Origin of the sequence: Acinetobacter sp. ESBL14, from assembly GCF_036668815.1 — a bacterium.
GTDB classification, from domain to species: Bacteria; Pseudomonadota; Gammaproteobacteria; order Pseudomonadales; family Moraxellaceae; genus Acinetobacter; species Acinetobacter gyllenbergii.
Map to the genome: position 1 here is coordinate 228,619 of NZ_JAZEVS010000006.1, position 12,299 is coordinate 240,917.

The window sequence follows — 12,299 nt, forward strand, 5'->3', positions numbered from 1 at the left end:
GATTATTGGAAAATAACAACGAATGAGTGTTGAATCGAAAGGGTGGAAAAGCTCCTTTATGGCTTTTCTAGATCGCCGTGCAATTATAATGTTGTTTTTAGGCTTCTCATCGGGAATCCCAATTTTTTTGATTTTTTCAACCTTATCTTTTTGGTTGACTGAAGCTGGAATTAACCGAAGTACGATTACAATGTTTTCTTGGGCAGCGTTGGCTTATTCATTTAAGTTCATATGGGCTCCTTTAATAGACAAACTACCGCTTCCATATCTAACAAAAAAAATGGGACTAAGACGTAGTTGGCTGTTGGTGTCGCAGCTTTTGGTTATTTGTGCCATTTGTATGATGGCTATGACCAACCCATTGCCGAATACATCTGACTTTGGGTCATTTTCGAATCTAACGATTATGGCTGGTGCTGCTATTTTCCTTGGTTTTTCTTCTGCAACACAAGATATTATTGTAGATGCTTATCGTATTGAGTTAACAGAAGATCCTAATATACAGACTGTTTTGGCTTCAACATATAATGCAGGTTATCGCACAGCCACAATTATTACCCAGTTGGGGGCATTATTATTTGCGGCCTCGTTAGGTACAGCAGTTGGTAATTATATTTATGAAGCATGGCGAACGACCTACCTTTTGATGGCGGGTTTAATGGTCATTGGTATTATCACAACGCTATTGATTCATGAGCCTCAAGTTAAGCGTATTCAACACCATTATCACGCGAAAGATTACGCCCAGTTATTTTCAGTTTTTATTGTTTCAACGATCGTCTTTGCAACTAGTTTTTATCACATTGGGTTGATTTTTGACTCGTTTTCTATTCAAGATGCTTTCTTGAGCTTTATTCTTCTAGTAATTAAATTTTTAATTAGTATTTCAATTGCTGTTGTTGCAATTTTAGGGCTAATTAAGTTTGGCCTAATTAATAAGACGATTGTAGTTGAAACATGGTTAGCACCATTATTAGACTTTTTTAAACGATATGGAATAAAAGTTGCCTTAGCTATTTTACTCTTGATCGGCTTCTATCGTATTTCTGATGTCGTTGCTGGGGTCATGGCGAACTTGTTCTATCTAGACTTAAATTTTGATAAAGAAGAAATTGCTTGGTTCAATAAATTTTTTGCAATCTTCTTTGTTATTTTAGGGGGCTTTTTAGGTGGGATGTTAGCCCAGCGTTATAACATTATGAAAATGATGTTGTTAGGTGCAATTCTTGCCAGTACGACCAATTTGATTTTTGTTGGCTTAGTGAAGTCTGGTGCAACTATGCAGGATGTTCAGGTCAATGTTGGTGGGCAAGTCTACACTGCAACGCCTGATGAGGTTGGGAATTGGTCACTAAAATTTCCTGGCAATACTGTAACAGGCCAAAATGAGATCTCTATTGTTTCACAACCGAAAGGGTATGATAAACCTTTACAAATCTCTCTCCCATTAAAAGTCTTTAAATCAGGAGACCGACCAGATCTTTATACTCAAGCAATTGGTGGGGATAATCTTCTATATAAAGATGAGTTGTTGAAAGACGTCATTATTCATGGTGCTTTATTAAACTTGCCTGAAAATGGGCAACTAAAATCCGTCAGTATTTTATTGAACCCACAAAATCGAGTGGAAGCTAAAATAAAAAATACAGATTGGAGTGTTGTTGTTCCTGGAAGTGAACTGGCTAAGCTAAATGAAATACAGGTTGAGGCGAGCTTTGAGGCTAACCAGCATGTACAGACTTTAACCCAGACCCATCGTTATCAAAAACAGCTCTCAGAAAGTCAACCACGTTATCGCATGAACTTATCTGATATTCCCGCAATTCCTGTTGATAAAAATTCGGATATCGAATTAAAAGGAAAAGTAGTCGTACCTTATAGTAAAGCTTGGCTAGTGATGGGGATCATTTTTGATAACTTGGCCTCAGGTTTGGCTGGGGCGGTTTTTATTGCATTTCTTTCTAGTTTGACCAGCGTTTCTTTTACAGCTATGCAATATGCTATTTTTAGTTCATTAATGCTGCTTTTGCCTAAAACGATTGGTGGGTACTCAGGTACAATAGTGAATCATATTGGCTATTCAGGCTTTTTTACGGTTACATTTTTGATGGGTTTGCCAATTTTAATTCTCGTGATATGGGTTGGTAAATTGTTGACAAAGCAATCATCAGAATAAGCATTTCCTAGGAGATATATATGCGCATGTTACATACGATGCTACGAGTAGGTAATTTAGAACAATCTTTGAAGTTCTACACTGAGGTACTTGGTATGAAATTGCTACGCCAACGTGATTACGAAGAAGGGCGTTTTACCTTGGCTTTCGTGGGCTACGGTGATGAAGAAAACAATACTGTGCTTGAGCTTACGCACAACTGGGACACAGCCAGCTATGATTTAGGCAATGCTTATGGTCATATCGCCATTGGTGTAGATGATGCTTATAAAGCATGTGAAGAGATTAAAGCACGAGGTGGTAAAGTTGTACGTGAAGCGGGTCCAATGAAAGGCGGTGTGACTGTGATTGCCTTTGTTGAAGATCCAGATGGTTATAAAGTTGAATTGATTCAACAGGATCAAAATGCACGTAATAATTAATCTTTGGTCTATTTAGTCCAAGATTTCTAATCTAAAGCCCTAGCTTTATTTATATAGCCCAGTATGATGAGTCGATCAAATGGTCAACAAGTCATACTGGGCTTTATAGTTCTTAGAGAATAGATAGGGATAAGTTATGTTGAAATTATTGGCATTGGACCGCTTTACACTATTATTGGTTGCAATGGTAGCGCTGGCGACTTTCTTGCCAGTCTCGGGGCAGATTGCGCATTATTTTAATATTCTCACCACCGTCGCAATCGCAATACTTTTCTTCTTACATGGGGCGAAACTGTCACGTGAGGCGGTGCTGGAAGGAATGATGCATTGGAAAATGCATGCGCTGGTGTTTGCTTTTACTTTCGCAATTTTCCCTGTCATTGGGTTACTCGCTCGACCTGTATTGGAGCCAATGCTAGGACAGCAGTTGTATTGGGGCTTCCTGTTTATGTGCTTCTTGCCATCCACAGTACAATCCTCTATTGCATTTACCTCGATGGCCAAGGGAAATGTGGCTGCTGCAGTCTGTAGTGCTTCCTTTTCTAATATTATCGGGATGTTCATTACCCCAATTTTGGTGAGTTATTTTATCTTAGGTCAAAGTCAACATGGCTTTGATCCAACCAAATCAATTATTCAAATCACTTTGTTATTGTTGGTTCCTTTTATTCTGGGTCAACTGCTTCGACCTTATGTTTTCCCGTATATGGTTAAAGTGCCAAGTATTGTGAAAGCGTTTGATCAGGGATCAATCTTAATGGTGGTCTATGGGGCATTCAGTAGTGCCGTGGTGGCGGGTTTATGGCATCAAGTCAGTGGTTTAACCTTGTTGTATTTGGTGCTTGCCTGTTCGGTGTTATTGACCATTGTGATGCTGCTTGCTTTGTATATCCCTAAATGGTTGGGCTTTAATCATGCTGACCAAGTCACGATCTTCTTCTGTAGTTCCAAGAAAACTTTGGCGAGCGGGGTGCCAATGGCACAAATCCTGTTCATTGGACAGCCATTAGGGATGATTGTGCTGCCGATTATGATTTTTCATCAAATCCAGCTGATGGTCTGTGGCATGATTGCGAACCACTGGTCAAAATCAAATCAGGAATAGTTCGCAAAATTAAATTTTTTGGCGTATAATGCTTGCCACTTGTTGGCTTTGCTCTGACCGTTAGCGTCTCGGTGGGTCAAAAGAAATGGTCTGTTATGGTGTTGATCTGCGAGTGTGAAAACACTTTGCTTTCCTCAAATTGAGAGTGATCAATTGCGATAACAGCTTAAGCCTTTCTTACTAAATAGGAGCATCGACCATGCGCGCCGATATTCACCCTAAATATGAAAACTTAGTTGCTACTTGTTCATGTGGTAACGTAATCGAAACTCGTTCTGCTCTTGGTAAAGAAACAATTTACCTTGACGTATGTTCAGCTTGCCACCCATTCTATACTGGTAAACAAAAGAATGTGGATACAGGCGGCCGTATCGACAAATTCAAACAACGTTTCTCTGGTATGTCACGTTCTATCAAACGTTAATATCAAGAAAGAAAAAAACGGGCAATATGCCCGTTTTTTTGTGCCTATAATTTTATAAATAATGTATATAGTCTGCGATGTACAAGACCTTATTGGTCTTGTACATCGGTTAGGCGATCAAGCTTTTTCTGGAAGTAGTTTCCTTGTAAGAAACGTGCTTCAACATTCCAGGCATTGGCAAACAGGTTCATATCATTGAGTTCCATCAAGAAAATTTCCACTGGCTTTTGACCAATAAAATGCAGGATTTTTTCTTGTAAGTTCGCCATGTCTTTTTCAGAGGCGAGCATTTTGGTCAATTTGCCATGTAGACTCAAATATTGAGCATCAATCTGCTTCAGCATTGAATCACTATAGAGTGAATCACCGAAACCACGAATCGAAACTTCAGCGCCATGTTGACGCAGTAAGGCAATTTGTGGCTGTGCTTGTGACAGGTTCTGTTGCAGTGCTTGTTCAGAGAATTGCAAAATCAATGGGTGTGCTTGTTTACTGCCAATAATAGTCAGTAATTTTGCGACCAATTCTGGCAATTTTTTATCATTTAATAACACGTGATGGTTTAGATTTACAATCAGTTTGGCCTTCGGATATTGGGTAATAAAGTTATGCAATTGTTTGCAGGCTTCTACCAAAATCCAGCGATCGAGTTGAACAGAAAGCTCAATATCATCTTTAAGATCAGCCAGATCACTTAAGTCTTGCCATTGATTGTTATAGATAAAGCCGCCAGAAACCTCATAAGTATGCGTATGTTGATCTTGTTTATCATAAAGCTGTTGATATTTAAGATGGATATCACCCGCATCCAGTTTCTGTTTAAGCTCTTGTAATAGGCTCAACTGGACTTTTGTTGGAATGTGTTCGGTTGTTAAACCAATATCAGTATCAATTTTCGGACTATTGAATACTGGTAAAGTCGCCGTGAATGCTTTACTTAGGACTTGCTCAAAAACAGCCTCATCTGGAATGGCTTGTGCAAGCTCGCAATAACCCAATTTAAGATGCAAAGGGAAGGTATGTTGAGCGGTTGCTAAAAGTTGTGGTTTCTGCAAGCTATTTAAACCGATCAGCAGTGAATTTAAAACATTCTTAGATTCAGCTTGAAACAATGCAACGTAGAGGGTGTTATCAACTTGATAGACAGGAACACTGACTTGTTCTTTGATGAAGTTTTGGATATTGGCAAAATACGCTTTAGTGCTACGCCAATCACTTTGAAAAACCTCATTTGGACAACTGCTCAAGCTAAACAGCACAACTGCATTAGCATTGGCTGGATGATTGGTCAGTTGTCGATTAATCTGTTGTAACGCGCTACTGATACTTGATACTTTTTCAGATGGAACGGCGGCTGTGGGCACTGTTGTCGCTTGAGATGGTGATCCGCATTCAATATTGAGCTGAATTTCTTCTTCATTGCCTGAAGGTAAAAATTCAATGTGTAGTGGATTGTTTTTTACGGTTGGGTTTTGGGTATGTAGCTCAAAACGCCCTTGCTCAAACTGACCTTGAGAAATCTTCTTAAAGCGCAGCTTAAATTGGGCTAAATCTTCTGGTTGCAATACATCGAGGATCGGTAAGCCAATCAGTTCATCTTCACTCGCAAATCCAAATAGGTTGGCATATTCCGTATTGGCACTGATGTGAATACCTTCTTGTAAAATCGCAACAGCTTTATGCGTCTCGGCGACTAAGGATTGAGCTTGCGTTTGTGCTGCTTCTAGTTCATTTAGCAAGCGGTGTTCAGCTTGAACCAGACGGCTATAAGACAATGCACGGATCATGCTGATATAGAAAGTTTCAGGTACTTTGAGATTCAAAACATCATAGATGCCTTTATGAATATAAGTCTGAAATTGATCAGCATTATAGTCATCAGGTTGTAGTAACAACACGGGTAGGCTTGGTTGTGATGAAGCTTGAATCAAGGATAAGGTTTGTTCGATTTTTAGGTCATAAGCACGACCAAAAATCACAATATCCCAGGGTAAATTCAACTGCTTTTCAAATGTTTTAAGATCATCCAATAAGGTGGCCTTGATTTGATGATCTTGTGCATTAAATATCGCGGCAATCTGATTATAACGAAGTTGGTTATCGTCGATAATTAGTAAACGGGTCTCTGTCCGTTTGAGTTTTTTAGAGAGTAAAGAATTTCTCACTTCAATGCTTCCCATAAATCTTGATCAATTGTGTCCATATTTTTTTGTGCCATATATTTTTGAAGAACAGGTAGTTCCTCATCATTTAGCAGTTCAAACTCAAATTGAACAAAACTTTGGGTAATTAATTGTGCGTTTAATAAATACACTTTGACTTCCTCTTTCCCCAATCTTAAATGAACAGCTTGGTGTTCTCTAAAAATTTGTGAACCTGGTAAAATTAAAGTTGTTTTTGTTTCATCCAGATTTTGGTTTTTTAATAAAAGTGTTGGATGATAATTGCTGATATGTCGGTCCGCCTGTATGCGAACAGCACAAGGGAAGATCTCTTGTGCCAATACTTCTAAACCGAGTTCCAGACTTTTCTCGCTCGATTGTTTGAGCCAACGAATTACGCCTCCACGCCAATGCCCATGTGATGTTTCTTTAACTAAAATGTATTCGCCTGTTCGTAGATTTTTTGGCGCTTCGCCAGACCACTTAATACGATAACCGTTGACACTGATATCCAGAATATCTGCTTGATAAACGGCTTTGCTTTCACGACTTAAACGTTGAATCGCAGACTCTTGATTGTCAGAGGCGCTTTTTTTGTCCCAAGCAGACATAAATTTCGATTCATTTTGTAGACCATAACTATGATCTAGCAATAAAGTCTCTGCGAAATTCTTGGCTTTAGATAGATAGAAGTGTGCCGTCAGTAAACCAAAGCAAATATGCAGTTGCGCTGAGTATTCATAACGCTCATGACGGCGTTCGGCGGTTGTGCCTAAGATGGTTTGCACATGAAATTTAAGCGCAGGGGTTAAATAAATTTTTTCATTTTTAGAAATATATTCCGCATTTTTGTGTAAGGTTGCCGTGACATGGTCGAGTAGGCTATGGGTACTGATAAAAATATTCGGATTAAAGCCAGAGCTTTGTTTTTTATTATAAATGGGTGGATGGTCTTTGCTGGTATCCACCACATACTTGGTTAAATCAGTTTCTTTAGCCAAGATTTGAACCATTTTGGCCCAGTCAAAACTACACTGAAATAATGCCTGTATTTCAGATTGACGAATTTGATTGGTATTAAAAATATCCATCAAAATCAATTGTGCATAGGCTTGAGTAATATTGCTGACGGAGCTTGGTTTGCCTTGGGCCTGATCCACGTTAGTATGCTGGTATTTGTGCATTACAGCAGCATCATAAAGTTGATGAGCGATTAACCACTGTCCTGCAACAGGCTCGCTATACAACATATGTTGTTGATAGAGTAATTGAGTCAGTTGCTGCAAAGATTGGAAAGTCGCAAGTGTTCTGGCCGTTTGTAGATTCTTCTTTTGATTTAGGGCGAAAATAGAAAATTTTTGTTGATCAAGTTGGTCATTGCTACGACGTACGATATTGATATAAATAGCAGCAAAGTAACAACGCAATAGCATTGCCAATTCGATGATATGCTCATTACGGTCAGAGCTGATTACACCTTGATTAAAAAAGTTTTTTTCTAGGCTACCCAAAACATTTTCAATGGTTGGATGCAGAACTTGAATTAAATCAAATCTTAAAGTTTCAGCACATTCTAATTCACTCAGCTCTAATAAAGCAGCAAACAGTGCTTTGGAGGTATCGCCCAATTGCATGATGGATAGGTTGGAAATCCATTCATTCAGGCTTTTTGAATTGGTATCGCAAAAACTCAGTTTGTCTCGTCTTAAGACCGTTGGAATTTGAAAAATATCCGAAAAAGCATTATTCATCATTGTGTTATCAATCTCAGAACGTTTGAACCCCAAAAAGCGGTGTTTTATTTTTTTCGCCCGCAATTTCCCTGACGAGTTTTGGGACGAGATATCCGGGTAAACTCGCTAATACATCACTGTATATTTGATCTATCTCTGAAGATCTTAAATCAAAATGCTGAGCACCTTTGACTTTATCCAAAACATGAAGGTAATAGGGCATTACTCGTGCGTCAAATAAACGGAGACTCAAGTCATTTAAAGTTTCTGCAGCATCATTCACACCTTTGAGTAAAACCGCCTGATTGAGCACGGTAATATGGTGAAGTGATAACTGTAATAACTTCGAGCAAGTGAAATCATCGAGTTCAGCTGCGTGGTTTGAGTGTACCACTACTACAATGCGTAGCCTACTGTTTTTTAATATAGAAATAAGCTCTTCATCAATACGATTTGGGATCACAATCGGAACCCGTGAATGAATTCTCAGTATCTTGATCTGAGGGAGAGATGCTAGACGTTCTAGCCACAAAGAAATTTTTCGATTGTTCAGCGTCAGTGGATCACCACCACTTAAAATCACTTCATTGATTTGCGGATTTTGCTCAATATATTGCTTGATATTGATCCAGTCGTCATTTTTAGGCAGATTCTCCTGATAGGGAAAATGACGACGGAAACAATAGCGACAGTGAATCGCACAGGCACCAGTTAAGGTCAGCAAAAAACGCGATTGATATTTGTGTAAAACCCCAGCCATTTGATTGGCTGCTTCTTCGCCTAGCGGGTCAGTAACAAATTCAGGATGTTGTTCCAGTTCGAGATGATGTGGTAAGACTTGCAGTAGCAGAGGGTCGAATGGATCTCCGACGGTCATTTTTCCGACGAATGCACGCGGGACGCGCAATTTAAACTGTTCAGAGGCGAGGATTGCCCCTGATAATAGTTGATCGGTAGATAACTCAAGCAGATTTAACAGCTCTAAAGGATCAGTAATTAGATCACTGAGTTGTGATTGCCAGTTTTGCTCTTGATGTAAATAGTTTATCATGCCATACGTTAAAAATAGTGTTAGTGTCACACCTGTGCGTGTAGTCTAACATTGGGGCTTGTTTAACGTTCATATATGAGTTGCGTTATTGGTTAAAATTTAATCAGGCGAGGCGTGAAACGCAGGGAATGGCTATTCCCTTGCCAAGTTTCATAACGAAGTATGAGGGAATTTTAGTCATAACCCTGCGGGACAGGGATGTTTTTTGTCGCTACTGCGTTATGTATGGTTTATTTAGAATAACTAAATTTCACCATCCATGCCTTGTATCGTCGGAAAAATCTCCTCTGTCGCAACCAGATATGAATGTTAAACAAGTCCATAAGATTTGAGTTTTAAGTTTGGAGTGCGCCTTTCATGGCCTATTATTCTACTAATGATTTTAAAGCAGGCCTTAAGGTTATGCTTGATGGCAACCCATGTTCAATCATGGAAAATGAATATGTAAAACCAGGTAAGGGTCAAGCATTTAACCGTGTGAAATTACGTAACCTTCGCTCTGGTAAAGTATTAGAAAAAACTTTCAAGTCAGGTGACTCTTTAGAAGCAGCTGATATTGTAGAAGTTGAAATGGATTACCTCTACAACGATGGCGAAATGTGGAACTTCATGGATCCTGTATCTTTCGAGCAAATCGCTGCTGATAAAACAGCAATGGGTGATGCTGCGAAATGGTTAAAAGACGATTCTAATGAAAAATGTACGATCATGTTATTCAATGGCGTACCTTTAACTGTAAGCCCACCGAACTTCGTTGTGCTCAAAATTGTTGAAACTGATCCAGGTGTTCGTGGTGATACTTCTGGCGGTGGCGGTAAGCCTGCGAAACTTGAAACAGGTGCTGTGGTACGTGTTCCATTATTCGTACAGCAAGAAGAAAGCGTTCGTGTAGACACACGTACTGGTGACTACCTAGAACGTGCATAATTGTGAATGAGTGGCAGAGCTACTCAAGACATACAATTATCGAAGGGATGATTAAACAATCATCCCTTTTTTTATGCCAAAGTATTAGATAAATAATTGAAGCTAGAAGGTAAACTTACAAAGATATTTCTTCTACAGAAAATATGGAAAGGGAAATCTAAATAACCACGCGTTATGTATTTGAGAGGTTTTTGAATGGAGACAACACAAGCAAAGTCATCACTTCCCTCAAAACTCCTATGGAGTTTGGTTGCCATCGTCGGGGCAATTTCATTTGGGATATTGGCGGTTAGCCGTGGTGAGCATGTCAATGCAGTCTGGTTGGTTCTTGCGGCGGTCTGTGTATATAGCATTGCATATCGGTTCTACAGTTTATTTATTGCAAACAAAGTTTTTGAATTAAATCCTAAACGCTTAACTCCAGCACATCGCCTTGCTGATGGTCTGGATTATGTTCCGACCAATAAATTCGTTTTATTCGGTCATCACTTTGCCGCGATTGCGGGTGCAGGGCCTTTAGTCGGTCCAATTCTCGCAGCGCAAATGGGTTACTTACCTGGAACGATTTGGCTTTTGGTTGGTGTGGTGATTGCGGGTGCGGTACAAGATTTTCTGGTTCTATTTATCTCAACGCGCCGAGATGGCCGCTCTTTGGGTGAAATGGCGAAACAGGAACTCGGTACTTTTGCGGGTGTGATTGTCATGCTGGGTACGTTGGGTGTGATGATCATTATCCTTGCGGTACTCGCATTGGTCGTCGTAAAAGCCTTGGCGCATAGCCCATGGGGTGTATTCAGTATTGCAGCCACCATTCCTATTGCATTATTCATGGGCATCTACATGCGTTATCTACGCCCAGGAAAAATTGCAGAGGTATCCATCATCGGTTTTGTACTAATGATGGCGGCGATTGTCTATGGTGGTGATGTTGCAAAAGATCCATATTGGGGGCAGTTATTTACCCTCAGTGGTACTCAATTGACATGGGCCTTAATTATTTATGGTTTTATCGCCTCTGTTTTACCGGTTTGGTTGTTATTAGCACCGCGTGACTACTTATCGACTTTCCTTAAAATTGGTGTGATTGCAGGCTTGGCGATCGGGATTATCTTTGCAATGCCTGATCTGAAAATGCCAGCAGTGACCCACTTTGTTGATGGTACTGGTCCTGTATTTGCAGGTAGTTTATTTCCTTTCTTGTTTATTACCATCGCCTGTGGTGCGATTTCAGGTTTCCATGCCTTAGTTGCATCTGGTACAACGCCTAAATTGGTCGATAACGAAGTCAATATTCGTATGATTGGTTATGGTGGTATGTTGATGGAGTCTTTTGTCGGCATCATGGCCATGATCTGTGCGACAGTACTTGATCCAGGGATTTACTTTGCGATTAATGCGCCAGCAGCAGTTTTAGGGACCTCGGTTGAGACCGCAGCGGAAGCAGTGCGTAATCTTGGTTTCGTGGTGAGTCCAGAAATGTTGACCTTATTGGCTCAGGAAGTCGGTGAGAGTTCAATCTTGTCTCGTACTGGTGGTGCGCCTACATTTGCAATTGGTATGGCACATATCATTTCAGAGATTTTCAACAACCGCTCAATGATGGCATTTTGGTATCACTTTGCGATTCTGTTTGAAGCCTTATTCATTTTGACTGCAGTCGATGCAGGAACACGTGCATGTCGTTTCATGGTGCAAGATACTGTGGGTATCGTGGTACCAGCGATTAAACAATCGAGCTCATTTTTTGGGAATTTGGTCGGAACGTTTGTCGCGGTAGCTGGTTGGGGCTTCTTTGTTTACCAAGGGGTGGTTGACCCACTTGGCGGAATTAATTCCTTGTGGCCGTTATTTGGTATTGGTAACCAAATCTTGGCATCCATGGCCTTGATCTTGGGTACAGTTATTCTATTCAAGATGAAAAAAGAGAAGTATGTTTGGGTCACGATTGTCCCGACGATTTTCTTATTCATTACCTCGATGACGGCGGGTTGGCAAAAGATTTTCCATGAAAATCCAAAAATTGGCTTCCTTGCGCAAGCGAATCGTTTCTCGGATGCAATTGCCCGTGGTGAGGTGCTTGCACCAGCCAAAACCGTTGCTGAAATGCAAACCATTGTGATGTCGAATCAGATCAATGCAGCACTGTGTGGCTTCTTTATGATCGTCGCAATTGTGATGGTGATTGCTTCGATTGGCATTATACGTAGAGCATTGGCAAGCCCAACACCAACCGTGAACGAAGCACCAGCTGTTTATTCAGAAACCCCAATGACTGCGAATAGCATCAAAGGAGAGTAAG

At 40.2% G+C, this 12,299-nt stretch carries 9 protein-coding genes; 6 read left to right on the forward strand and 3 right to left on the reverse strand.

The genetic code is table 11. The features are described 5' to 3' along the window. Positions 1-22: 22 nt before the first annotated feature. The 4 genes from V6E90_RS17840 to rpmE all read left to right on the forward strand — a co-directional run bounded on the left by V6E90_RS17840 (position 23) and on the right by rpmE (position 4,127). Entirely contained in the window at positions 23-2,176 is a 2,154-nt protein-coding gene (locus tag V6E90_RS17840) for an AmpG family muropeptide MFS transporter (RefSeq protein ID WP_065342951.1), read from the forward strand. Positions 2,177-2,196: 20 nt separating this feature from the next. Continuing rightward, entirely contained in the window at positions 2,197-2,598 is a 402-nt protein-coding gene (gene gloA / locus V6E90_RS17845) for a lactoylglutathione lyase (protein WP_004808260.1), read from the forward strand. A 136-nt stretch (positions 2,599-2,734) separates the two neighbouring features. Next, the gene (locus V6E90_RS17850; RefSeq protein WP_016660555.1) at positions 2,735-3,703 is read left to right on the forward strand and encodes a bile acid:sodium symporter family protein; all 969 of its coding nucleotides are present in this window, start codon (positions 2,735-2,737) and stop codon (positions 3,701-3,703) included. Between the two features lie 199 nt (positions 3,704-3,902). Next, a complete protein-coding gene (rpmE, locus tag V6E90_RS17855; RefSeq protein ID WP_005271825.1) occupies positions 3,903-4,127 on the forward strand; it encodes a 50S ribosomal protein L31 in 225 nt (74 codons plus the stop codon). An 89-nt stretch (positions 4,128-4,216) separates the two neighbouring features. On the opposite strand, the gene V6E90_RS17860 is transcribed toward rpmE, so the two are convergent. The 3 genes from V6E90_RS17860 to epmB are packed head-to-tail and all read right to left on the reverse strand — an operon-like array spanning position 4,217 to position 9,073. Then, the gene (locus tag V6E90_RS17860) at positions 4,217-6,307 is read right to left on the reverse strand and encodes an EAL domain-containing protein (RefSeq protein ID WP_332606072.1); all 2,091 of its coding nucleotides are present in this window, start codon (positions 6,305-6,307) and stop codon (positions 4,217-4,219) included. After that, positions 6,289-8,043: a hypothetical protein gene (locus V6E90_RS17865; protein ID WP_016543144.1), complete on the reverse strand. Its 1,755-nt coding sequence runs from the start codon at positions 8,041-8,043 to the stop codon at positions 6,289-6,291. The genes V6E90_RS17860 and V6E90_RS17865 overlap by 19 nt, the downstream gene beginning before the upstream one ends. A 13-nt stretch (positions 8,044-8,056) precedes the next feature. After that, positions 8,057-9,073, reverse strand: coding sequence for an EF-P beta-lysylation protein EpmB (epmB, locus tag V6E90_RS17870; RefSeq protein WP_023270105.1), 1,017 nt, complete (start codon positions 9,071-9,073; stop codon positions 8,057-8,059). A gap of 357 nt (positions 9,074-9,430) precedes the next feature. Between epmB and efp the strand changes: the two genes are divergently transcribed. After that, on the forward strand, positions 9,431-10,000 hold the full coding sequence (efp, locus tag V6E90_RS17875) for an elongation factor P (protein ID WP_004652839.1): 570 nt from the start codon (positions 9,431-9,433) through the stop codon (positions 9,998-10,000). A 195-nt stretch (positions 10,001-10,195) separates the two neighbouring features. After that, entirely contained in the window at positions 10,196-12,298 is a 2,103-nt protein-coding gene (locus tag V6E90_RS17880; RefSeq protein ID WP_016543146.1) for a carbon starvation CstA family protein, read from the forward strand. The last annotated feature ends 1 nt before the right edge of the window (position 12,299 follow it).

Excerpts from the sequence above, each read along its gene's own strand:
- epmB (WP_023270105.1), bottom strand. The coding sequence starts at position 9,073 with ATGATAAACTATTTACATCAAGAGCAAAACTGGCAATCACAACTCAGT.
- V6E90_RS17840 (WP_065342951.1), top strand. The coding sequence starts at position 23 with ATGAGTGTTGAATCGAAAGGGTGGAAAAGCTCCTTTATGGCTTTTCTA.
- V6E90_RS17850 (WP_016660555.1), top strand. The coding sequence starts at position 2,735 with ATGTTGAAATTATTGGCATTGGACCGCTTTACACTATTATTGGTTGCA.
- rpmE (WP_005271825.1), top strand. The coding sequence starts at position 3,903 with ATGCGCGCCGATATTCACCCTAAATATGAAAACTTAGTTGCTACTTGT.
- gloA (WP_004808260.1), top strand. The coding sequence starts at position 2,197 with ATGCGCATGTTACATACGATGCTACGAGTAGGTAATTTAGAACAATCT.
- V6E90_RS17865 (WP_016543144.1), bottom strand. The coding sequence starts at position 8,043 with ATGATGAATAATGCTTTTTCGGATATTTTTCAAATTCCAACGGTCTTA.
- efp (WP_004652839.1), top strand. The coding sequence starts at position 9,431 with ATGGCCTATTATTCTACTAATGATTTTAAAGCAGGCCTTAAGGTTATG.
- V6E90_RS17880 (WP_016543146.1), top strand. The coding sequence starts at position 10,196 with ATGGAGACAACACAAGCAAAGTCATCACTTCCCTCAAAACTCCTATGG.
- V6E90_RS17860 (WP_332606072.1), bottom strand. The coding sequence starts at position 6,307 with ATGGGAAGCATTGAAGTGAGAAATTCTTTACTCTCTAAAAAACTCAAA.